Source organism: Nonomuraea sp. NPDC051298, from assembly GCF_055586305.1.
Window position 1 is genome coordinate 226,362 of record NZ_JBVJIM010000006.1, and the last position, 21,589, is coordinate 247,950.

The 21,589-nt window shown below is 71.4% G+C and carries 19 protein-coding genes; 10 read left to right on the forward strand and 9 right to left on the reverse strand.

The window, feature by feature from the left end:
• Window positions 1-118 precede the first annotated feature (118 nt).
• Entirely contained in the window at window positions 119-1,258 is a 1,140-nt protein-coding gene (locus ACZ6S0_RS20615; protein ID WP_465919829.1) for an acyl-CoA dehydrogenase family protein, read from the reverse strand.
• A 17-nt stretch (window positions 1,259-1,275) separates the two neighbouring features.
• Window positions 1,276-4,632, reverse strand: a complete 3,357-nt coding sequence (locus tag ACZ6S0_RS20620) for an indolepyruvate ferredoxin oxidoreductase family protein (RefSeq protein ID WP_465919831.1) — start codon at window positions 4,630-4,632, stop codon at window positions 1,276-1,278.
• A 173-nt stretch (window positions 4,633-4,805) separates the two neighbouring features.
• Between ACZ6S0_RS20620 and ACZ6S0_RS20625 the strand changes: the two genes are divergently transcribed.
• A complete protein-coding gene (locus ACZ6S0_RS20625) occupies window positions 4,806-5,252 on the forward strand; it encodes an Lrp/AsnC family transcriptional regulator (RefSeq protein ID WP_465919834.1) in 447 nt (148 codons plus the stop codon).
• A 2-nt stretch (window positions 5,253-5,254) separates the two neighbouring features.
• Here ACZ6S0_RS20625 and ACZ6S0_RS20630 read toward each other — a convergent pair whose 3' ends face one another.
• Entirely contained in the window at window positions 5,255-6,592 is a 1,338-nt protein-coding gene (locus ACZ6S0_RS20630; protein ID WP_465919835.1) for a hypothetical protein, read from the reverse strand.
• 243 nt (window positions 6,593-6,835) lie between these two features.
• Here ACZ6S0_RS20630 and ACZ6S0_RS20635 point away from each other — a divergent pair, with 243 nt between their 5' ends.
• The gene (locus ACZ6S0_RS20635; RefSeq protein WP_465919838.1) at window positions 6,836-7,606 is read left to right on the forward strand and encodes a class I SAM-dependent methyltransferase; all 771 of its coding nucleotides are present in this window, start codon (window positions 6,836-6,838) and stop codon (window positions 7,604-7,606) included.
• A gap of 60 nt (window positions 7,607-7,666) precedes the next feature.
• The gene (locus ACZ6S0_RS20640; RefSeq protein WP_465919840.1) at window positions 7,667-8,422 is read left to right on the forward strand and encodes an SDR family NAD(P)-dependent oxidoreductase; all 756 of its coding nucleotides are present in this window, start codon (window positions 7,667-7,669) and stop codon (window positions 8,420-8,422) included.
• A 33-nt stretch (window positions 8,423-8,455) separates the two neighbouring features.
• On the opposite strand, the gene ACZ6S0_RS20645 is transcribed toward ACZ6S0_RS20640, so the two are convergent.
• From ACZ6S0_RS20645 to ACZ6S0_RS20655, 3 genes are all read right to left on the reverse strand, one after another.
• Window positions 8,456-9,787 carry a glycoside hydrolase family 30 protein gene (locus ACZ6S0_RS20645; protein WP_465919843.1) on the reverse strand — a complete coding sequence of 444 codons (1,332 nt, stop codon included), beginning with the start codon at window positions 9,785-9,787 and terminating at the stop codon, window positions 8,456-8,458.
• A 130-nt stretch (window positions 9,788-9,917) separates the two neighbouring features.
• On the reverse strand, window positions 9,918-10,493 hold the full coding sequence (locus ACZ6S0_RS20650) for a hypothetical protein (RefSeq protein ID WP_465919847.1): 576 nt from the start codon (window positions 10,491-10,493) through the stop codon (window positions 9,918-9,920).
• Between the two features lie 94 nt (window positions 10,494-10,587).
• On the reverse strand, window positions 10,588-11,841 hold the full coding sequence (locus ACZ6S0_RS20655) for a lamin tail domain-containing protein (protein WP_465919849.1): 1,254 nt from the start codon (window positions 11,839-11,841) through the stop codon (window positions 10,588-10,590).
• Between the two features lie 150 nt (window positions 11,842-11,991).
• On the opposite strand from ACZ6S0_RS20655, the gene ACZ6S0_RS20660 reads away from it, so the two are divergent.
• A complete protein-coding gene (locus ACZ6S0_RS20660) occupies window positions 11,992-12,636 on the forward strand; it encodes a GOLPH3/VPS74 family protein (RefSeq protein ID WP_465919850.1) in 645 nt (214 codons plus the stop codon).
• Window positions 12,637-12,707: 71 nt separating this feature from the next.
• Here ACZ6S0_RS20660 and ACZ6S0_RS20665 read toward each other — a convergent pair whose 3' ends face one another.
• Window positions 12,708-12,926, reverse strand: coding sequence for a DUF397 domain-containing protein (locus ACZ6S0_RS20665; RefSeq protein WP_465919853.1), 219 nt, complete (start codon window positions 12,924-12,926; stop codon window positions 12,708-12,710).
• On the reverse strand, window positions 12,919-13,686 hold the full coding sequence (locus ACZ6S0_RS20670; RefSeq protein ID WP_465919856.1) for a helix-turn-helix domain-containing protein: 768 nt from the start codon (window positions 13,684-13,686) through the stop codon (window positions 12,919-12,921). The genes ACZ6S0_RS20665 and ACZ6S0_RS20670 overlap by 8 nt, the downstream gene beginning before the upstream one ends.
• A gap of 258 nt (window positions 13,687-13,944) precedes the next feature.
• On the opposite strand from ACZ6S0_RS20670, the gene ACZ6S0_RS20675 reads away from it, so the two are divergent.
• Window positions 13,945-14,391 carry an ATP-binding protein gene (locus ACZ6S0_RS20675; RefSeq protein ID WP_465919858.1) on the forward strand — a complete coding sequence of 149 codons (447 nt, stop codon included), beginning with the start codon at window positions 13,945-13,947 and terminating at the stop codon, window positions 14,389-14,391.
• A 50-nt stretch (window positions 14,392-14,441) separates the two neighbouring features.
• Here ACZ6S0_RS20675 and ACZ6S0_RS20680 read toward each other — a convergent pair whose 3' ends face one another.
• A complete protein-coding gene (locus ACZ6S0_RS20680) occupies window positions 14,442-15,974 on the reverse strand; it encodes a multicopper oxidase family protein (RefSeq protein ID WP_465919861.1) in 1,533 nt (510 codons plus the stop codon).
• Between the two features lie 260 nt (window positions 15,975-16,234).
• Here ACZ6S0_RS20680 and ACZ6S0_RS20685 point away from each other — a divergent pair, with 260 nt between their 5' ends.
• Genes ACZ6S0_RS20685 through ACZ6S0_RS20705 form a run of 5 tightly spaced genes read left to right on the forward strand, consistent with a single transcriptional unit; the run spans window position 16,235 to window position 21,578 of the window.
• Window positions 16,235-17,236 (forward strand): LacI family DNA-binding transcriptional regulator, encoded by a 1,002-nt coding sequence (locus tag ACZ6S0_RS20685; RefSeq protein ID WP_465919864.1) that lies wholly within the window; start codon window positions 16,235-16,237, stop codon window positions 17,234-17,236.
• A 13-nt stretch (window positions 17,237-17,249) separates the two neighbouring features.
• Window positions 17,250-18,515 (forward strand): sugar ABC transporter substrate-binding protein, encoded by a 1,266-nt coding sequence (locus ACZ6S0_RS20690; RefSeq protein WP_465919868.1) that lies wholly within the window; start codon window positions 17,250-17,252, stop codon window positions 18,513-18,515.
• Window positions 18,512-19,384 (forward strand): carbohydrate ABC transporter permease, encoded by an 873-nt coding sequence (locus tag ACZ6S0_RS20695; protein ID WP_465919871.1) that lies wholly within the window; start codon window positions 18,512-18,514, stop codon window positions 19,382-19,384. Before ACZ6S0_RS20690 ends, ACZ6S0_RS20695 begins: the two co-directional genes overlap by 4 nt.
• Entirely contained in the window at window positions 19,384-20,190 is an 807-nt protein-coding gene (locus ACZ6S0_RS20700) for a carbohydrate ABC transporter permease (RefSeq protein ID WP_465919874.1), read from the forward strand. Before ACZ6S0_RS20695 ends, ACZ6S0_RS20700 begins: the two co-directional genes overlap by 1 nt.
• Before the next feature lie 26 nt (window positions 20,191-20,216).
• The gene (locus tag ACZ6S0_RS20705; protein ID WP_465919877.1) at window positions 20,217-21,578 is read left to right on the forward strand and encodes a sulfatase-like hydrolase/transferase; all 1,362 of its coding nucleotides are present in this window, start codon (window positions 20,217-20,219) and stop codon (window positions 21,576-21,578) included.
• Window positions 21,579-21,589 lie beyond the last annotated feature (11 nt).

The following is a 21,589-nucleotide window of genomic DNA, read 5'->3' on the forward strand; positions in this document are numbered from 1 at the left end:
GCGGTGTCTCGCTCAGAGTACTCGCCGAGTACCTCGGCCGTGCCGACCCAGGAATCATCCCAAGCCAAGGATCCCCGCCTCCCAGCACACCGGGAAGCGGGGTTTCCGCTTGTCAGGGCTATTTGGCCAGGGAACGGCTGATGACCATCCTCTGGATCTGGTTGGTGCCCTCGAAGATTTGCATGATTTTGGCCTCGCGCATGTACCGCTCGACCCGGAACTCCCGCGTGTACCCGTACCCGCCCAGCACCTGCACCGCGTCCGTGGTCACGCGCATCGCCGTGTCCGTGGCGACCAGCTTGGCCACGCTCGCCTGCCGTCCGTACGGCAGGCCGGCGTCGCGGCGGCGGGCCGCGTCCAGGTACGTGGCCCGCGCGCTGTCCACCCCCGCCGCCATGTCCGCGAGCAGGAACCCGAGCCCCTGATGGTCGATGATCCGCTTGCCGAACGTACGCCGCTCCTTGGCGTACGCCACCGCCTCGTCCAGCGCCGCCTGGGCCAGGCCGGTGGCGCAGGCGGCGATGCCGAGGCGGCCCGAGTCGAGGGCGCTGAAGGCGATCTGCAGCCCCTGCCCCTCCTTGCCGATGAGCCGGTCGGCGTCGAGGACCGCGCCGTCCCAGTGCGCGCTGGTCGTCGGCACCGCGTGCAGGCCCATCTTCTCCTCCGGCCGCCCGAACGTCAGCCCGTCGGCCGCCCCCGGCGCGAGGAAGCACGACACGCCCCGCGAGCCCGCGCCCGTGCGCGCGAACAGGGCGTAGAAGTCGGCGATGCCGCCGTGCGTGATCCACGCCTTGTTGCCGGTGATCCGGTAGCCGGTCTCGACCCGTTCGGCCTTGCAGGTCAGCGCCCCGGCGTCGGAGCCGGCCTGCGGCTCGGACAGGCTGTAGCCGCCGATCAGCCGCCCGGCCAGCATGTCGGGCAGCCAGCGCGCCCGCTGCTCCTGCGTGCCGTACCCGAACACGGGGAAGCAGGCCAGCGTGTGCACGCTGGTGGCCACCGCGACGGCCGCCCAGCGCATCGCCAGCTCCTCGACCACCTGCAGGTACACCTCGTACGGCTGCCCGCCCCCGCCGTGCTCCTCCGGGTACGGCAGTCCGAGCAGCCCCGCCGCGCCCAGCGTGGCGAACAGCCCCTCCGGGTACGTCTCGGCGCGCTCATGCTCGTCCACCCGGCGGGCCAACTCCTTGTCGGCGATCTCCCGGGTCAGCTCGATGAGGTCCTTGGCGTCCTGGTCGGGCAGCAGGCGGTCGACTGTCACGGTCACTCCTGGGGGTGTCAAGGGACGAGGTTCTCCAGAGCCTTCGCGGCGCGTTCGCGGTAGTCGGCGACCCGGGCGAGCTTGATGTCCTCGTACCCGCGGATCAGCTCGGGCAGGCCCGCGACCTCCTCGACGGCGCCGGCGGTGGCCGGGGTGAGCCGGTCGAGCGCGGTGCGCACCAGCTCGCGGTACTCGGTGACCAGCTCGCGCTCGACCCGCCGCACCTCGGCCCGGCCGAACACGTCGAACGCCGTGCCGCGCAGCACCCGCGCGGCCCGCAGCCCGCGGAACAGGACCCCGGCCGAGCGGCGTACCCTGATCTTGCGCTTCATGCCCATCGCGCGCAGCACGGGCGGGTGCAGCAGCACCGACACGACCGCGTCCGCGCCGAACTCGCGCTCGCGCCGCGCCTTCTCGACGGGGTCGAGGTGCAGGCGGGCGACCTCGTACTCGTCCTTGTAGGCCATCAGCTTGTGCAGGCCGCGGGCGTAGGCCAGGGCGATCGCCGTCCCGGCCGCCTCGCCCGCCCGCTCGACGGCCAGGGCCGTCACGTGCCGTACGTCGTCGGCGTACGAGCGGGCGTAGGTCGCGTTCTGGTAGCCGGTCAGGTCGGCCACCCGCGTGGCCACCACCTCGTCGAGGCCCTCGGGCTCCGGCTCGGAGCCGGGCAGCACGGCCCGGCGCACCGCCTCGGGGTCGGCCACGGCGGCCCGGCCCCAGCGGAACGCGGCCAGGTTCTGCTCCACGGCGGCCCGGTTGAGCGTGATGGCCCGTTCGATGGACTCGGCGCCGACCGGCAGGCAGCCCTGCTGGTAGGCGGCCCCGAGCAGCAGCAGGTTGGCCGGCATGTGGTCGCCGAACAGCGCCTCCGACAGCGCGTGGGCGTCGACGCAGACCTGTTCCCTGGTGGCGGAGGCGACCCTGGCCACCGCGTCGGCGTGCCCCGGCACCGGTACGCGGCCGGTGACCATGGCGGCGGTGGGCACCACGGAGGTGTTCAGCACGGCGACCGTGCGCTCGGGCGAGGCCACGGCCAGCGTCGTCTCGGCCGCCGCCCCCAGCACGTCGAACCCGATCAGCACGTCGGCCCCGCCCCGCGAGGCGCGTACGGACCCGTTCGGCGCATGCTTGCCGATCCGCACGTCGCTGACGACGGGCCCGCCCTTCTGCGCCAGCCCGGTCTGCTCCAGCCCGGAGGCGTTCAGCCCGTCGAGGTGGGCGGCCATCTGCAGGATCTGGGAGACGGTGACCACGCCGGTGCCGCCGATGCCGGGCATCCTGATCAGCACCTCGTCCGCGCCGGCGAGGATCGGCTCGGGCGGTGTCACGGGCAGGGGCGGCGCCTTCCTGACCTCCTTGGTGCCCGGCTCGACCAGCAGGAACGACGGGCAGTCGCCCTTGAGGCAGCTCAGGTCCGTGTTGCAGGACGCCTGGTGGATGCGGGTCTTGCGGCCGTACTCGGTCTCGACCGGCTGGACGGACAGGCACGTCGAGACGTCGCCGCAGTCGCCGCAGCCTTCGCAGACCCGCTCGTTGATCAGCACCTTCTGCGTGGGCGTGGGCAGCTTGCCGCGCTTGCGCAGGCGCCGCTCCTCGGCCGCGCAGCGGTCGTCGTGGATCAGCACGGTGACGCCGCCGAGCGCGGCCAGCTCCTTCTCGACCTCGGGCAGGTCGTCGCGGTGCCGTACGGAGGCGATCGGGGCCAGCCCCACCCCACGGTACGTCTCCGGCTCCGGCGTGGTGACCACGATCTGGCGCACGCCCTCGACGGCCAGTTCGTGGGTGAGCGCGGGCACGTCGAGCCGCCCCTCCGCGCGCTGCCCGCCGGTCATGGCGACGGCGTCGTTGTAGAGCAGCTTGTACGTCATCGACACCCCGGCCGCGATCGCGGCCCTGACCGCCAGGGAGCCGGAGTGGTGGAAGGTGCCGTCGCCCAGGTTCTGGACGAAGTGCCGGTCGTCGGTGAACGGCGACAGCCCGATCCACTGGGCGCCCTCGCCGCCCATCTGGGTGATGCCGACCTGGGTGCCGCGTCCGTGCCCGTCCAGCGCGATCATCGCGTGGCAGCCGATGCCCACGCCGACCAGCGTGTCGTCGGAGGTGCGGGTGGAGGTGTTGTGCGGGCAGCCCGAGCAGAAGTACGGCGTGCGCGCCGCCACCACCGGCAGCAGGCCGCGCCGCGTCTTCGGGCGGGGCCGTTCGATGCCGAGGCAGGCGGCGATCGCCTGGGCCACGTCGTCGGCGCCCAGCGTGCCCCTGGCGGTGAGCAGCTCCCTGCCCACGACGGCGGGGACGCGCTCGCGGCCGTACAGGGCCTGCTTGAGCTGCCCCTCCAGGAACGGCACCTTGTCCTCGACGACCAGCACCCGGTCGAGGTCGGCGGTCAGCGCCGCCAGCTCTTCGTACGCGAGCGGGAACGGCATGGCGAGCCTGATCAGCCGCAGGCCGTACGCGTCTCTTGCCGCCTCGTCGATGCCGAGGTCGGCCAGCGCCCGCTCGACCACCGCGTACGTGGCGCCCGAGGCCACGACGCCCAGGGCGGTGTTGCCCGCCCCGGACATGACGCGGTTCAGGCCGTGCGCGCGGGCGTACTCGCGGGCCAGGTCGAGACGGCGGGTGAGCATGTCGTGCTCGGCGTCCAGGGCGGCCGGGCCGAGCAGGATGGGCGCGGGACCCCTGGGGTCCTGCGCGGGCACCGGGACGTCCGCGCGCAGCGGCCCGAGGTCGACCGTGGCGGAGGCGTCGGCGATGTCCGCGACGATCTTCAGGCCCACCCACAGGCCGGTCGCGCGCGACATGGCCACCGCGTGCAGCCCGAACTCGATGATCTCGGCCACCGAGCCGGGTGCCAGCAGCGGCATGGACAGGCTCTGGCACATCGGCTCGCACGAGCTGGGCAGGGTCGAGGACTTGCAGCCCGGGTCGTCGCCGATCCAGGCCACCGCGCCGCCGAGGGGGGTCGTGCCCGCCACGTTGGCGTGCCTGATGGCGTCGGCGGCCCGGTCGAGGCCGGGGTTCTTGCCGTACCAGAAGCCGGTCACGCCGTCGTGGCGGCGGCCGGGCACCTGGTCGAGGAGCTGGGTCCCGGCCACCGCCGTGGCCGCCAGCTCCTCGTTCAGGCCGGGACGGAACACCACGCCCGCCCGATCGAGGAACCGGGCCGCCCGCCCCATCTCCAGGTCGACCCCCGCCAGCGGCGAGCCCTGGTAGCCGGTGACGAACGCGCGGGTGTCCAGCCCGCGCTCCTCGTCGAGGCGGCGCTGCTCCAGCGTCAGGCGGACCAGGGCCTGGACCCCGGAGATGAGCACCCGGCCGTCGAGCGCCGTGTACTTGTCGTCGAGCGACACGGGGGCGGGAGTCTCGCTCACGCTCACGCGAACCTCCTGGCTGTCTTAGCTGCTCGCTGGATGTGTGTGATGATTCCCAGCACAGCAACGCGGGCATGATATGCGCAAGTATTAGATGGGAAACTGGGCCGAAGACGCAAACAATATGAGTTCATGGGCTGGACGGCTGATGTTATTTGCGGCTGAAGGGGGAGTTCTCCGTGGCTGAGGTCGACGAGATCGATCACCACGTGCTGCGGCTCCTCCGGGAGGACGGACGCAGGACGTTCTCGGACATGGCCGACCGGGTCGGGCTGTCGGTCGCGGCGGTCAAGCGGCGGGTGGACCGGCTCAGGGAGATCGGCGTGATCACCGGGTTCTCGGTGCAGATCGACTACGGCAAGCTGGGCTGGGGGATCGAGGCGTTCACCGAGCTGCGCTATCCGGGCACGACGCCGGTCAGCGAGATCATCCGCACGGCCACCGACGTGCCCGAGGTGCAGGCGGTGTTCACGATAGCGGGTGATCCCGACGCGCTCATCCACGTACGGGTGCGAGATCTTGGACACCTTCAGCAGGTTATCGACCGGCTGCGCAGGGCCGGCGACGTCACGGGGACGAAGACGCTGCTCGTGCTCGGATCGTGGACCAGGGACCTGTCCGCGTGAGGTCAGGAGGTTCGCCTGCCCTGGCGGGCGCGCCGGCTGTGACGGGTCCGCCGGCCCTGTCGGGCGCGCCCGTCCTGGCTGGACAGATAGCGTACGAGCAGGCCGATCGCGAGCAGCACCGCCACGCCCAGGCAGAGCATCCAGAGCGACGCGCCGGTGAGGGGGAGCGCGCCGCCTGAGTGGTGCGCGGGAGGAGGCACGTCGTCCGCCGCCCCCGCGGCCTGCCTGACCCGTCCCTGCCCCTGCTGCGGCGCCTGCTCAGGCAGGAGGACCTCCTGCCGCGGCCCGTGCGCCTTGCCCTCGCGGTCCTGGCCGGACGTCGTCTCCGTCGTGGGCGACGGCTCGGCGGTGGCGGTCGCGCCGGGCGTGGCGGCGGGCGGACTGGGGGCCCTGACCTGGGTGTCGGCGCAGGAGCGGTTGTCGGCGGGGTTCTCCTCGCGGCCGGCGGCGGTGACGGTCGCGCAGTTCTGCAGCACGCCGGTGACCTCGGGGGTGACGCCGAACGTGTACGTCCTGCGCTCGTCCGGGGCCAGCGCGCCGACGGGGCACGTCAGGGCCTCGCCAGGGGTCGGGCACTCCGACGGCCGCTCGGTGATCGCGGCCTGGGCGACGGAGACGGGGTTGCGCAGGGTGACGTCCGTCGCCCGCGAGGGGCCGTGGTTGACGACCGTCAGGGTGTAGGCGATGGGCTCGCCCGAGTTCACGACGGGCGGGGCGGTCATGAGCAGCTCGACGTCCACCGCGGACCGGGCGCGGGTGACCAGCTCGGCCTGGTCCCCGGCCGTGCCCGAGGCCGTGACGTGGGCCCGGCTGACCAGGGCCAGGCCGTCCTGGAGCGAGGGGTCGGTCGTGACCGGGACCTCGTACGTGACGCTCTGCCCGGACGGGACCGTCAGCCCGGGGCCGCCGCAGGCGAGGCCCCGGTCGGCGGGGGAGCAGCCGCGGGGGAGTGGGCCGGGCGTGAGGTTCCGGTCGAGGAGGGCCGTGACGACGACGTCTTCGGCGTCCTGGTCACCGGTGTTCGTGACGGTCAGGACGTAGCGTGACTCCGCGCCGATGATCACGGGGTCGGGGGTGAGGGCCGTGCCGACGCGCAGGTTGGCGCTCCGGTGTGCCTGCGGCCCTCCGGGGTCGCCCGGTCCGTGGCTGTCGCGCCGCTCCCCAGCCGCGTGTACGGCTGGGTGCCCAGCCGTGTGCACGGCCGGGTGAACGGCTGGGTGCCCGGCTGGGTGAACGGCTGGTGCCGCCGGTCGGCCGTCGCCGGACGCGGCCGGCGACGCCGACCAGCCGACGCCCAGCGCGGTGAGCGCGATGATCGCCGCGATCCCGGGCCTGCCCATGTTGATCCCCCCGCGTCTTCCCGCCCGACCCGGTGATGATCCTCCTTCACGGCGGCGACCGCGCGAGACCGGTCAGACTGTCACGATGCCGCGCCGTGGCGGACTCTTTGCACCTGACCGGAGGCGGACCCGATTCCGCCTCTTCGCCCCTGGCCCGAGGCCGCGCTGACCGGAGGCGGGCCTGATTCCGCGCTCGACGAACAACCCCGGGGCGGCTGCCGGGGCGCGCGTAAGGTCGGAGGCATGGCGGGCGTGGCGCGTTACGACGAGATCGCGGACTTCTACGCGAGCGGCTGGAGCGACCTCATCGACGACCCGGCCGCCCTGCGGCTGCTCGACCTCGTGGGGCCGGTCGCGGGCCGCCGCGTGCTCGACCTCGCCTGCGGCCACGGCCGGGTCAGCCGTGAGCTGGCCCGCAGGGGCGCCGAGGTCGTGGGCGCCGACCTCTCGGCCGCGCTCATCGAGAAGGCCCGCGCCGCCGAACGCGCCACCCCTCTGGGCATCCGCTACCTGCACACCGACGTGACCACCGGCCTGCCCTCCGACGCAGCGACCGGCCGGGCGGGTCATGCCTCCGGTGCCGGGGTCGCGGCCGGTCCCGGGGCCTTCGACGCCGTGGTCTGCGCGTTCGGGCTCTCCGACATCGACGATCTCGACGGGGCCGTGGCGACCGCCGCCGAGGCCCTTCGTCCCGGTGGGGTCTTCGGGTGCGCGATCCTGCATCCGTGCTTCCCCGGTGGGCAGGGCGTGTCGGGGTCGTGGCCGGGCGACGCGGGCTATCACACCGAGGGCTGGTGGCGGGCTGACGGCGAGCTGTCGTCGCTGCGCCGCCAGGTGGGCGCCAACCACCGTACGCTCTCGACGTACGTCAACACCCTTCGCCGCCACGGCCTGTGGACGGACGAGCTGGCCGAGCCCGAGCCGGCCCCCGGCTGGGCGGCGAAGCGGCCGGACGCCGCGCGGCACCCCGTCTTCCTCGTCATGAGATGCCTCAAGGCCGACGGCGGCCCCTGACGCCCCTACCTGGCAGGACGCCCTGTCACAGCCGGGTGGGGGCACCTCGTCTTAGAGGGCATGACGAACTCGGAGCAGACTTCGCAAGAGACCTCGGTGCTGGTCACCGGAGGCAACAAGGGACTCGGCCTCGAGGCCGCCCGGCGGCTCGGGGAGCTGGGCTGGACGGTCTTTCTCGGCTCGCGTGACGAGGGCCGGGGGCGGGCGGCCGCCGATAAGCTGGCCGCCGACGGCGCGAAGGTGATCCTGGTCCCGCTGGACGTGACCTCGGACGAGTCGGTGGCAGGCGCCGTACGGCTCGTCCGGGAGCACACCGACCGGCTGGACGTGCTGATCAACAACGCCGGCGCGTCAGGAAGGGTCGTCCCGCCAGCGGACGCGACGGCCGAGGAGATCCATTCCGTCTACGACACCAACGTGTACGGACCGGTCCGGGTCACGCACGCGTTCCTTCCGCTGCTGCAGGCGGCGGAGCACCCGCGGGTGGTGATGGTGTCCAGCGCGGCCGGATCCTTCGCGGTCGTGACGGATCCGGGCCAGGCGACCTCGAAGATGCACGAACTCGCGTACACCTCGTCGAAGGCGGCGCTGAACATGATCACCGTCCGGTACGCCCAGGCGCTTCCGCGGATCAAGTTCAACGTCGTCACTCCCGGCGAGGTGGCCAACCACAAGTTCACCGCCACCGACATGAACCACCACACCGGTGAGCTGACGGTCACCGAGGGCACCGACCCGATCGTGAGACTCGCGACGATCGGCGCCGAGGGGCCGTCCGGGATCTTCGTCGACCGTCTCGGCCCCGTCGCGTGGTGACCGCCGCCCCATCGGCGGCGCGTGCTCGGTGAGTCAGCGCAGGACGATCGTGGTGAGGGCGCGCGGCGCCAGCGTCACCGTGCGGCCCGTCACCGCCGTGGGCGTGAGCGAGTTGGCCTCGTCGGTCACGTAGGCCGTGGCCCGCCCGCGTACGCCCTGCCAGGTGACCGGCGCGGTGCCGGTGTTGAGCACCTCGATCACGCGGGAGCCGTCCACGTTGCGGAAGGCGGAGACCTTCAGCGCGGGGTCGGTCGCCGCCGCCTCCAGCCGCACCGCCCCGGGCCGGATGAACCTGCTGTACGCCGCCAGTGCCCACAGCCGCTTCGACACGTGGTACTCCCCGGCCGCGTCGTCGAGTTGCAGCAGCGCCCTGGTGGCGCCGCGCGAGCCGCCCAGCCAGTAGACGTACGCGCTGACGTTGCCCAGCGTGAGCGCGTCGTGGACGGCCCGCGCGATCGTGAGGCCGTCGTAGCCGCTGCCGTCGTCCCAGCTCTCGTTCCACGTGCCGCCGTCGGGGTTCCACTCCGACATCCAGCTCTTCCTGGCGGTCGGCAGCGGGCCGTCCACGGGGCTGGCGTACGTGTGGCCCGTGTGCGTCTTCACCCAGCGGCGGGCCTCGGGGTCGGCCTCGATGGCCGCGGTGTACGCCTTGGCCTCGTTCCAGCCGAAGGAGTCGCAGCACACCAGCTTCGTGTCCTTCGCGACCGGGCCCAGGACCTTGACGAACCCGGCGGCCTGCTCGGGGGTGAAGCGCATGGAGGCGTACGTGGCCGTCCAGTCGGGCTCGTTCGTGAACCCGAGGTCGGTGATCTTGATGCCCTCCCTCGCGTAGAACCTCGTGTAGGCCACCAGGTAGTTCGCGTACGCGCGCTGCCACTCGGGCAGGAGGGTGCCGCCGTTCTTGTCGTCGCCGTTGTCCTTCATGTACCCGGGTGCGCTCCAGGCGTCGGCGAAGAAGCGCTTGACGCCGTACCGCTGGGCCTCCTTGGCGACCCACACCTGGCTGTTGTCGTCGCCGTCCCAGACGTAGCGGGGCGGGGCGTCCGGGCCGCCGGGGTTCTCGGGCTGGATCGACACCATGTGGTCGTACGGGCTGCCCGCCGGGGAGCTGCCGATGCCGAGGCGCAGGATGCTGAGCCCGGCCCCCTTGTCGCGGTCGAACCACAGGTCGAGGACCTCCCGCTGCTTGTCCTGCGGCAGGGACTTGAGCAGCTCGTTGCGACGGAACGCCTGCGAGATGCCGAAACCGTCGATCTCCTGGTGCCGGACGCGTTCGTTGACGGTGATGGCCGGTGGGCCGGCGGGAGGTGCCGGGTTCAGCGCGGGGAGGCCGAGCAGGCCGATCGCGACGAGTCCTCGTAACATGGCGCGCCTCCGAAAGTTTCGGCATCGTGACGATATATTTCGCCGATCGCCGGAACCGTAAGCATCCGGAGGCGCCCACGTCAACAGCGCCCGTCGAGCGGTACCCGGGTCGACGGGCGCTCCTCGGCGGTCAGCGGGCGGACTCGGCGCCCTGCTTGACGGCCAGCATCTGGCGGCGCATGCCGACGAAGTCGCCGACGTCCGTCGTCGCCAGGTGCGCGGTGCCGCGTACGGTGGGCGCGGCGCGGACGCGTACCCGGAACACCATCCGGGTACGCCCGTCCTCCAGGTCGCGCAGGGAGATCGAGCACGCGGTGGTGGCGTCGGGACCGCGCAGGGCCAGCACGAGCGTGTGCGGCGGGTCGATCACCTCCACGGCGTAGCCGCTGCCGTCGGGCCCCGGGTGCGGCACGTCGCCGACCTTCAACTCCCGGTGTCCGGCCGGGTCGTCCTGCGCCGCCTGCCCGGAGGCGCCGCCGGGCCGGTAGCCGCCGAGCCGGACCGCCCAGGCCCAGACCACGGCCGGTGGGGCCGCGACGGTGACCGCCCGGGTGGCCTGGTACTGCGGACGCGGGACGAGGTCGTCGCCGGGCATCTCCGCGTGGACCTCGCGGTCGTCGGCACCCCAGCGCAGGTGCCACGGGCGGACGGCGAACAGGTAGCCTGCCGCCGCACCGGCCGCCAGCCTGAACAGAGAGCGCGGCATGAGCATGAACATATGTCTCCTACTTTCACTGGTCAGGACGCTGGTGCTGGATCTTCGGCGCTGACGTGCGGGCCGTGGTCCCCTTCGAAGGGGATCAGCGGGAGAAGTGGATGGTGCGGCCCGCCTTGACCTGCTCCCGCTTGTACGTCACCCGGTCGATCGAGGCTCCCTCCGGGTCCACGAGGATGATCGTGTCTCCCTGGTTGCCGAGTTGGAGTGCTCCGTCCAGGGCCACGCGCAGGGCCGCGCCGCCGTCGATCGTGCCGGTCAGAGGCTTGCGTGCGCCGGACGCGTCCGCCAGGGCCCAGCCCGTCAGGTCGACGGCGCGGGAGGTGAGGTTGAGGAGGGTGACGGTCTCGTGCCCGCGGTCCACGCCCGCCGGGTCGGGCAGGGCGGCCACGATCAGCAGGTCACCGGCGGCGACGAGCGGCGGACGTACCGGGGTGCCCGGCGGTGCCGGGTCCGGGCTGATGACGAAGTCCTCCGGCCACATCGTGAGCTGGATCTGCTGCCCCGACGCCCGTACCACGTCGTGCAGGTTGCCCCGTTCCAGCCGTGGGATGAGGAACAGCTCGTCGTCCCGGTTGACCGGGTCGGCGCGCAGCCAGGCGTCGAAGCCGTCGAAGTCGGTGAACCCCGCTGCCAGGTACGGCACGATCCGCCGGAACAGCTTCGGCCACGTCACCAGCCGCTCCAGCCCGTCCAGGCCCGGTACGACGGCCGCCCCGTCGGGATCGGCGGTCGACCGCGGCCAGATGCCGGCGGCCTTGCTCCTGGCGGCCCGCGACACCTCCGCCAGGTGCGTACGCAGCTCGGCCGGCAGCGTCGCGTAGAACGCCGGGTAGACCAGCCCGCCCGCCAGCAGTTGCCCGTTCGCGGAACGGTCCACGAGCGGCCCGTCGACGAACACGGTGGTCCCGTCCGCCCCCGGGTGGTCCCCGGCGCGGACGAACGCGATCAGGCGGCCGTTGCCGTCGATCCCGTTGGTGAGGACGTGGCCGCGGACGGCGTCCTGGTCGGCCGACTCGACCTTGTTGGGCAGGTCGGGCCAGAAGCGTATGTTCGTGAAGCCGAGCAGGCGCAGCAGTTCGTCGCGGGCCGCGTAGGCGCCCTCCTGCTCCTGGTGGGTCTCCGCGAAGTGGGTCTCCAGCGCGTCGACGGCCTCCAGCCGTACGGAGACGCCGCGGCCGTTGAGGTCCGGCGGCCGTCCCGAAGGCCGGGGCAGCGCCTCCACCAGGGCCGGCGTGTCGGGCAGGAACTTGACGGTGTCGCCGTCCGGCTCGGGACCCTGTCGCGGCAGATCCGGATACCGGATCACGAAGCTGCCGCGTAACAGTGTGTAGCTCATGATCGCCCCCCATCGAAGCTCTTGACTGTCCCCCGAGTGGTAGCCAGCGGAGCGTAACTCGCATAGAGGGCATCGTCTACATATCCCCATAAACGCTGGTATTGGCGAGGGAAAGGCAGAGAGGCGGGGCGATGCGCCATCCTGGACCCCATGGACCTGCTCATCGCGGAAGAAGTCCTCTTACTCGCTTACAGGCCCAAGGGCACCCCGCTCGTCAACCTCGAACTGCTGGACCACACGCTCAGCGCGGCGGTGCTGTCGGAGCTGTGCGTCCTCGACCGGCTCGTGTTCGAGGGCGGACGGCTCCGTCCGGTCGGCTCGGGGCCGGTGGGAGACGCCGAGCTGGACACGGCCCTCGCGCAGCTCGCCGTGCCGGAGGAGCCACCCGAGTTCGGCGAGTGGTGGCAGGCCATGTCCACCACGCCCCGGCGGCGGGAGCGCCTGCTCGGGCGGCTTGAGGAGCGCGGCGCGATCAGGGCGGAGACGCGTACGTATCTCAGGCTGTTCAAGGAGGAGGTGTTCGCCGAGGCCGATCCGGCGTTTCGCGACTCGGCCAGGGAACGGGTGCTGACGGCGCTGGCCGAGGCCGAGGCCGAGCCCGACCGGCGGACGGTGGCGCTCGTGTCGCTGGCGCACGCCGCCGGGCTGGTCGCCAAGGTGTTCCCCAAGGCCGACCGCAGACGGGCGGCCGACCTGGCCGGGCGTGACCGGCTGGGCGCGGTGGTGGCGATGGCGTTCAAGAACGCCGCCGCCGAGAGCGTCGGGAAGATGGCGGGCGGCGTCGGCGGCGGCTGAACACGCCCCGCCCCGGGCGGTAACGCGAAAGGCCCTCCACGCGAATGTGGAGGGCCTTCGGAGTCGGGGGATCAGAAGTCGAATTCGCCGTTCTTGGCACCGGCGACGAAGGCGCGAAGGACGGCGCCGCGCACCACCCACGGCGCCAGGTCGGGCCGCTCGGTGTCACGGACGCCGAAGCGGTCCCCGCTCAGCGAGGCCACCTCGATGCAGTCTCCGCCGTTGGCGCCGCTGAAGGAGGACTTACGCCAGTGCGCGGCCTCCAGTTCGGCGGCCAGCTCGTCATTCACTTGAATACATCTCCATCTTTGTGCGTATTACCTGTGCCGTCTCATTGACTGGCCTGGCAAATGACCGGATGGCGTCGAATTTGATACTAACGCTGCGCACGCGGTCCTGGCGATCGGTTACCTCGCCGTCTGTGGCGGATTCCAGGTAGACGGCATCCGGCCCTTGCGCCTGTTGGGCGATGACGAATCCGCCCAGCAGGCCGACCGTGGGGACGGCATCCGTGGGGACGACCTGCACGGTGATGCAGCGATGGGTGAGGGCTTCGAGCAGGCGGCAGAGTTGCTCGCGCATGACCTCCGCTCCGCCGATGGGTCGGGTGAGGACTCCCTCGTCGATCACCGCCGCATAGAGTGGCGGTTCGGGACGGTCGAACACCGTCTGCCTGGCCAGCCGGGCTTCGGTCAGTTCCTCGACGCGTTCGTCGGTGGTGCCCGGTTGCCCGCGCAGGATCGCGCGGGCGTAGTCGCGGGTCTGGAGCAGCCCAGGGATGACCAGGGGCTGCCAGGTGCGCAGGCTGTGCGCCGTTGCTTCGATCTTCGGCCACTGGCGGAACCATTTCGGCCCCGATCTGACCACCAGGGGCATGAGGCGCAGCAGCGGCTCGCCTTTGAGGTCGAGCAGTCTTTCGACCTGTTCGGCGAAGTCCCATTGCGGGGTGCGTTTGGCGTTCTCGATCTGGCTGACCAGGCTCTTGCTGACGTGGGCGTAATCCGCGATCTCTTCCTGGGTTATGCCCTTTTCCTCGCGTAGCCTCCTCATCTCGGCTCCGAAGAGAGCCAACGGGCTGGCTCCTGGGTCGAGTTCACTGCCTGACATGGATCACCGCCCAGCAGGTTCACATGTTCACACACATGGTGAACGGGATGTGTGGAGCAGTCGTGTTACCACGTGGCTACTAAAAGTAGCCGTCAAGCGCCACTCTGGGGAAGGTCTTCAGAAAGCGAACCGATCCCGCGTTCACACGATGTGCTCACCTCGTGGACCGGACGGTCGATCCCCGAACGGTCGGTGATGTCTGTGCCAGCGGAAACCCTCCCCACCCAGCCGCCGGACGTCGTCCCATGGCAGGGCGTGACGCTGCGGCGTGGCGCCAGGGCGCCGCGCGAGGCCAGGCAGGTGGTCCGGTCATGGCTGGCCGACGCGGACCCGGAGCTGCTCGACAACGTGGTGCTGGTCGTCTGCGAGCTGGTGACCAACGCCGTCCGGCATGTCCCGGCGGGGCCGGACCGGGACTGGGTCGAGGTGCGGCTCGGCGTCGTCGACGACTTCGTCCGGCTGGAGGTGGTCGACCCGGGGACGGCCACCCCGGAACCCCGCTTCACGCCGCTGGAGCCGGGGTCCATGCGGCAGTCAGGGCGTGGCCTCGGTCTCGTGGCCGCCCTGTCGGTCCGCTGCGGTACCCGGCGCGTCGCGGGTGGCCACCGTGTCGTGTGGGCCGACCTGGCCCGCGCCGGGGGTCGCTGACGTCGTCCGGGACGCCGCCGAGCCGCTCGTGGGCGCGAACGGCGGGCCCCTCAGTGGTGGCCGTTCCTGGTCGGGTCCTGGCGTCGTTTGCCCGTGCGATCCGCGCTCGGCTTTCCGTGGGACATGCCAGGGCGGTGGGGAGGAGGGGCGCCGTAGCCGAGGACGCCCATCATGCCCTGCTCCTGGTGGTAGAGGTTGTGGCAGTGGAACATCCACTCGCCGGGGTTGTCGGCGTGCACGTCGATGTCGAGGCGTTCGTGCGGCATGACGTTCACGGTGTCCTTGCGCGGCCCGTGCCGGCCGTTCACCCGGACCTGGAAGGTGTGGCCGTGCAGGTGCATCGGGTGCCACATGGGCGACGCGTTGTCCAGGACGATCCTGATCGTCTCGCCCCGTTCCACGCGCAGCCGGTACGGGTCGGAGGCGAGGCGGCCGTTGAGGGTCCACTCGTTGCCCGACGGGCGCATGCCGAGCTTCACGGTGACCGTTCTCGACGGGGGGCGCAGGTAGTCGGAGTGGTGCGCGTCCAGGTCCTGGTAGGTCAGCAGGCGCCGGTGGAGCTGGGGCACGTCGGCGTGGGACGACGGCCTGGCGGCGTTCTTGGAGGTGCGCACCACCGCGAACGCCCGCCCGGCCTTGCCCTCGGCCAGCGCCATCAGGGGGAACGCCCCCGGGAAGAGCGTCGTGACGAAGTCGTAGCGCTCGCCCATGCCGATGACGAACGTGTCCACGGTGACGGGCTTGCACGGGAACCCGTCGGTGTGGGTGACGGTCATGCGGTGACCGCCCAGCGCCACGCGGAAGGCTGTGTCGGCGGCGGCGTTGATCACCCGGAACCTGACCCGCCGGCCAGGACGGCTGACGAACGTGGTCGGCGCGTCCGCCGTATGCCCGTTGACCAGGTAGTACGGGTACCGCATCTCACCCGCCACCCCGCCGAGCACGTGGCTGCGCAGGGAGTCGTCGTGCTCGGTGGAGGCGTTCAGCTTGCGCAGGGCGTCGTCGGGGGTGCCGTCGACGCCGTCCAGCCAGTCGTCGAGCATGACCGTGAACTCCTGGTCGTAGCCGAGCGGCTCGTGCGGGTCGTCCACGATGAGCGGGCCGTACAGGCCGCGGTCGTTCTGCAGGCCGACGTGCGAGTGGTAGAAGTACGTCCCGGGGTCGGGCACGGTGAAGACGTAGTCGAACGTGCCGCCGGGCTTGGTGGGCGCCTGGGTGTAGCCGGGGGCGCCGTCCATCCGGGGGTCGATCCTGATGCCGTGCCAGTGCACGGTGGTGGGCTCGGGCAGGTCGTTGACGAGCCTGGCCCGTACGGTGCCACCGGCCACGGCCTCGATGAGCGGGCCGGGCAGCCGGTCGTTGTAGGCCCAGGTGGAGACGGTGCGCCCGCCCAGCGAGACGGTCGCGGGACCGGCCCGCAACACCACGCCCCTGCCCGGCTTCCTGACCGCCGCCTCCGCCGTGACCCCCGTGACCCCCGTGACCGCCGCCGGTACGGCGCCCGCGGCGGCGAACAGGCCCGTGACGAACGTCCGCCGGGACACGTTCCCGCCCCGGCCCCACACGCGTGCCGAACCACTCACTGCACATCCCTCCATTCACCAGGAAAGGTAACGGAGAGTGATCAGAAATCCGGGACGCCACGCTGATGATCACAGGCGGGCCCGCCTGGATGTGGCCGCACCTCTTGATCGAGGTGGTATGTGAGGAATACGGTGTTAATCGTTTCACATCGGCCGATGGCCGACGAGTGAAGATCCTCCATACGCCGACCTGCTTACCAAGTTCACAGGCGCACAGTTTCCCCGTATCCCTATAGGGAATGCTAGGTTATTCGACTAACATGAGACCAACAGCGCGACAAGTGGCCGAGCTGGCGAACGTGTCAGTGGCGACCGTCTCCTACGTGCTCAGCGGCCGCGACCGACCCGTGGCCGCCGAGACCAGGCAGCGGGTGCTCGACGCCGCCAGGCAGCTCGGCTACACCCCCAACCAGGCCGCCAGGAGCCTGCGCAAGCGCCGTACCCAGCGCGTCTGCCTGGTGCTCAGCACGTTCGGCGGCGTGCCGAGCGACGAGCGGCTGGCCACGGACCTGCACGAGATGGCCGACGCGCGGGGCTACTCCGTGGTCTCGCTCGCCGTCTACTCCGAGGCCCGCGCGAAGTCCGCGATCGAGGCGCTGCGCGGCGGCATCGCCGACGGCGCCCTGATCAACGTCAACGGCGACCACCTCGCGCACGACCTGCTCACCGGGCTGGCCGCCACCGGCCTGCCGATGGTGGTGCTCAGCAACGAGAGCGGGCTCGACGGCTGCGACGTCGTACGCACCCCCGAGACGGAGGCGTGCGCCGAGGCCGTCGAGCACCTGCTGGCCACCGGACGGCGGCGCATCGCGTTCATGGCCCACCGGTACGAGGTCTACCGCGACAGGCCCGTGGGGCGGCTGCTCGGCTACACCACCGCCCTGGAGCGGCACGGGGTGACGGAGCGGATCGTGACCGGGGGAGCGGACGACCGGGTGGCGGCGTACCAGACCGCGACCGAGCTGCTCAGCTCGCCCGACCGGCCCGACGCGATCTTCGCCGCCTCCGACCGGGCCGCGATCAGCGCCATCTGGGCCGCCAGGGACCTGGGGCTGAGCGTGCCCGGCGACGTCGCGATCGTCGGCGTCGGCAACATCGACGAGGGTCTCATCAGCAATCCGCAACTCAGCACCGTCGGCCCGCTCCGGCACGACTACACCGACGTCGTACGCCTGCTCTTCGACCGCCTCCAGGCCGAGGAGCCGCCGCCCGCCCGCGAGATCGTCCGTTCGTGGACCTTCGTGCGGCGGGGCTCGTCCTAGGAAGGAAACCCCCATGCATGCCCAGCCCTCACGCCGTGACCTGCTCCGGCTCGTCGGAGCGGCCGCCGCGGTGCCGGTCCTGTCGTCGTGCGCCGGCGCGCCCGCCCCGCAGAGCGCCGCGCCGGGCACCTTCACCGTCTACTGGAACGCCGGCCACGACTACCAGGCGTACCGCAAGGTGATCGCGGAGTTCGAGCAGGCCCACAAGGTCAAGGTCAACCTGCAGAAGTACCAGTGGCCCGACCTGCGCACCAGGCTGCTGGCCGACTTCGCCTCCGGCACCGTGCCCGACCTGGTGGAGGAGCCCGGCGGATGGGTGCAGGAGTTCGCGGTCTCCGGCAACGCGCGCTCGCTGCAGGACTTCGTCGACCGCGACGGCCAGGCCATGGGCTTCCCCTCCGACTGGCAGCCGGTGACGGTCGAGCGCAACTCCTACCAGGGCAAGGTGTACGGCGTCCAGCTCCACCTGACCTGCAACACCCTGTTCTACAACCGGGCCATGCTCAGCGCGGCCGGCGTGGAGCCGCCCACCACCTGGGAGGAGTTCCTCGACGCGGCCAAGAAGCTGACCAAGGACGGCGTGTACGGCGTCGCGCTCAACCAGGACTACCTCTACCTGTGGCCGTGGATGGTCCAGGCCGGCGTCACCCCGTACGACCCGGGGACCGGCAAGGTCATGACCCCGATCGAGGACGCGGTCGCCGCCATGCGGTTCCAGGCCGACCTGGTCCACAAGCACAAGGTCGCCCCCGTGCCGGTGGCGGGCACCGACTACTCGGGCCCGCAGAAGCTCTTCTCCGCCAAGCGCGCCGCCATGATCTTCACCGGCCCGTGGGACCTGGACCCGATCAGGAAGACCAGCCCGGACCTCGACCTGGGCGTCGCGCCGCCGCTCAGGCACAAGACGCAGGACACGCAGGCGGCGGGCGTGAGCATGTTCGTGCCCGCCAAGGCCGCCCGGCCCGACCTGTCCTGGGACTTCATCAAGCGCATCACCACCATCGAGGTCGAGCAGGCCGCCACGAAGGAGACGGGCATGCTCATGCCGCGCGTCTCCTGGACGAAGCTGCCCGAGGTGCAGTCGGACGAGATCGTCAAGGTCTTCGCCGACGCGCTGCCGTCCGCCAGGGACTCCTCCCAGCAGGTGCGCCTGACCGGCCATCTGGGTGAGTGGGAGGAGCAGCTCAAGGTCATGTACCAGCAGGTGCTCATCCAGAACCAGCCGGCCGACGAGGCCCTGCGGAGGTTCGCCGAGACCGCGGAGGGCTTCCTGAAGTGAGGCCGCGCACGCTCCAGGGCCGCTACGCCAGGACCGCGTACCTCTTCCTGCTGCCGGCCATCCTGTTCTTCGCGGCCTTCTTCTACCTGCCGATCGGCAACGCGGTCGCCACGAGCTTCCGTACGGGGCCGATGGCCGACCAGTGGGCGGGCCTGGACAACTACACCAGGGCTCTGACCGATCCGGCGGTGCGGCACTCGTTCCTGGTCACGGTGGTCTTCGCGGTGGCCGTCGTGGTCGGCTCGATCGTGCTCGGGCTGGTGCTGGCGCTGGCGATCGACCAGCCGCTCAAGGGGCGGGTGGTCTTCCGGGTGCTGCTGCTGGTGCCGTACCTGACGTCGGTGGCGATCGTCGGGCTGCTGTGGCGCAACATCCTCGACCCCGAGCTGGGCGTGCTGAACCGGGCGCTGGACGCCGTGGGGCTGCCCGAGCAGCAGTGGCTCAACACCGCGCCGCTGCTCACGCTCGCCGCCGTCACCCTGTGGCAGAACGTCGGCTACACGATGGTGTTGTTCCTGGCCGGGCTCCAGGGCATCCCGGCGACCTACCACGAGGCCGCCGAGATCGACGGGGCCGACGCCTGGCGCCGGTTCTGGCGGATCACGCTGCCGCTGCTCGCGCCGACCACGCTGTTCGTGTCGGTGATGGCGGTGATCTCCGGGCTGCAGGCGTTCGGGCAGGCGTTCATCATCACCGGGGGCGGACCAGGCGACGCCACCGACCTGTCGGTGTTCCACATCTTCAACGTGGCCTTCCGGGCCAGGGACTTCGGCTACTCGGCGGCGCAGTCGGTGCTGCTGCTGATCGTGATCGTGGCGTTCACGCTGGTGCAACTGCGGGCCGGGCGGCGCGGGGAGGTCACGTACTGATGCGCAGGTGGCTGCTCTACACGCTGCTCACGCTGGCGTGCCTGGTGACGGTGCTGCCGCTGGTCTACATGCTCTCGCTGTCGCTGCAGACCGAGGCGGAGACGCTGGCGGCCGACGCCGTGATCTGGCCCGAGTCGCCGCAGTGGGGCAACTACGGCGAGCTGTTCACGCGGGCGCCGTTCGGGAACTTCATCGTCAACAGCCTCGTCGTGGCCGGCGTGATCACGCTGGCGCACCTGGTGTTCGACCCGCTGGTCGGGTACGTGTTCGCCAAGTTCCGCTTCCCGCTGCGCAACACGTTGTTCGTGGCGCTGCTGGCCACGCTCATGGTGCCGTTCTTCGTGCGGATGATCCCGTTGTACGTGCTCATGGCCAACCTGGGGTGGCTCAACACGTACCAGGGGTTGATCACGCCGTTCCTCATGGACGCGTTCGGGATCTTCCTCATGCGGCAGTTCATCCAGCCCATCCCCGACGACCTGATCAGCGCGGCGCGCATCGACGGGGCGTCCGAGCTGCGCATCTACCGCAGCGTCATCCTGCCGCAGACGCGGCCGGCGCTGGCCGTGCTCGGGCTGTTCACGTTCGTCTTCCAGTGGAACGAGTTCCTCTGGCCGCTGGTCGCCACCACCACGCCCGAGATGCGGACGATCCCGGTCGGGCTCACCCTGTTCAACCAGGAGTACTTCACGCTGTGGCACCTCACGGCGGCCGGTTCGGTGATCCTCTTCGTCCCCACCGCCGTCCTGTTCGTCCTGACCCAGCGATACTTCGTCCGCGGGATCGCGCTGACCGGCCTCAAGTAAGAGACATACAGATCGGAGACTTCCTGTTGCGCCCGAACGTGATCGTCGTCTTCACCGACCAGCAGCGGTGGGACACCGTCGGCCCCTTCACCCCGAACCTCGACAGAATGGCCAGGAACGGCACGCAGGCCACGGTCGCGCTCACCCCGCAGCCGGTGTGCGCGCCCGCCCGCGCGGCCCTGCAGACGGGCCGCTACGCGACCACGACCGGCGTCTACCGCAACGGCCGCGTGCTGCCGCCCGAGGAGCGCACGCTGGCGCACCACTTCGGCGCGGCCGGCTACGCCACCGGCTACATCGGCAAGTGGCACCTGGCCGGCAGCGAGCCCGTGCCCGAGGAGCAGCGCGGCGGCTACCGGTCGTGGCTGGCCGCCAACGTGCTGGAGAACACCTCCGACGCCTACCGCACGATCGTGTACGACGAGGCGAACGAGCCCGTCCACCTGCCCGGCTACCGCTCCGACGCGCTCGTGGACGCCGCCGTGCGCTTCGTCGCCGACCACGCCGGTGAGCCGTTCTACCTGTTCCTGTCGTTCCTGGAGCCGCACCACCAGAACGAGGTGGACAACTACCCGGCGCCCGACGGCTACGAGGAGCGCTACGAGGGCCGCTGGATGCCGCCGGACCTGGCCGCGCTCGGCGGCACCGCCCACCAGCACATGGGCGGCTACCTGGGCCAGGTCAAGCGCCTGGACGAGGGCCTCGGCCGGCTGCTGGACGCGCTGCGCAGCATGGACCTGCTCGACGACACGATCGTGGCCTACACCTCCGACCACGGCAACCACTTCAAGACCCGCAACGGCGAGTACAAGCGGTCCTGCCACGACGCCTCCCTGCGGGTGCCGCTGGCGCTGCGCGGTCCCGGCTTCGACGGCGGCGGCGCGATCTCGCGGCCGGTCAGCACGCTCGACCTGCCGCCGACGCTGCTGGACGCCGCGGGGCTGCCGGTGCCGGAGGAGATGCAGGGGCGTTCGTTCCTGCCGCTGGTGCGCGACTCCGGGGCGGAGTGGCCGGAGGAGGTGTTCTTCCAGGTGAGCGAGTCCGAGGTGGGGCGGGGGATCCGTACGTCGCGGTGGAAGTACTACGCCGTCGCCGAGGACGCCCACCCCTGGGACGACCCGTCCGCCGGCCGCTACCGCGAGCAGGCCCTGTACGACCTGGACAACGACCCGTACGAGCTGGTCAACCTGGCCGGGTACGCCTCCCACGCGGAGGTGGCCGCGGGCCTGCGGGAGCGGCTGGTGCGGCGGATCGTGGCGGCGGGCGAGGCCGAGCCGGTCGTCGAGGCCGCCGAGGAGCGGGCGGGGCGCGCGCAGGCGATGCCCGACCCGGGGGTACGGCTGCGCGGCCCGAAGCCGGTCCGCTTCGGCCACCAGCCCCGCACCTGACCGCAGGACCT

Excerpts from the sequence above, each read along its gene's own strand:
- ACZ6S0_RS20660 (WP_465919850.1), top strand. The coding sequence starts at position 11,992 with ATGGACCTGCTCATCGCGGAAGAAGTCCTCTTACTCGCTTACAGGCCC.
- ACZ6S0_RS20650 (WP_465919847.1), bottom strand. The coding sequence starts at position 10,493 with ATGCCGCGCTCTCTGTTCAGGCTGGCGGCCGGTGCGGCGGCAGGCTAC.
- ACZ6S0_RS20630 (WP_465919835.1), bottom strand. The coding sequence starts at position 6,592 with ATGGGCAGGCCCGGGATCGCGGCGATCATCGCGCTCACCGCGCTGGGC.
- ACZ6S0_RS20635 (WP_465919838.1), top strand. The coding sequence starts at position 6,836 with ATGGCGGGCGTGGCGCGTTACGACGAGATCGCGGACTTCTACGCGAGC.
- ACZ6S0_RS20690 (WP_465919868.1), top strand. The coding sequence starts at position 17,250 with ATGCATGCCCAGCCCTCACGCCGTGACCTGCTCCGGCTCGTCGGAGCG.
- ACZ6S0_RS20700 (WP_465919874.1), top strand. The coding sequence starts at position 19,384 with ATGCGCAGGTGGCTGCTCTACACGCTGCTCACGCTGGCGTGCCTGGTG.
- ACZ6S0_RS20655 (WP_465919849.1), bottom strand. The coding sequence starts at position 11,841 with ATGAGCTACACACTGTTACGCGGCAGCTTCGTGATCCGGTATCCGGAT.
- ACZ6S0_RS20670 (WP_465919856.1), bottom strand. The coding sequence starts at position 13,686 with ATGAGGAGGCTACGCGAGGAAAAGGGCATAACCCAGGAAGAGATCGCG.
- ACZ6S0_RS20640 (WP_465919840.1), top strand. The coding sequence starts at position 7,667 with ATGACGAACTCGGAGCAGACTTCGCAAGAGACCTCGGTGCTGGTCACC.
- ACZ6S0_RS20685 (WP_465919864.1), top strand. The coding sequence starts at position 16,235 with ATGAGACCAACAGCGCGACAAGTGGCCGAGCTGGCGAACGTGTCAGTG.
- ACZ6S0_RS20645 (WP_465919843.1), bottom strand. The coding sequence starts at position 9,787 with ATGTTACGAGGACTCGTCGCGATCGGCCTGCTCGGCCTCCCCGCGCTG.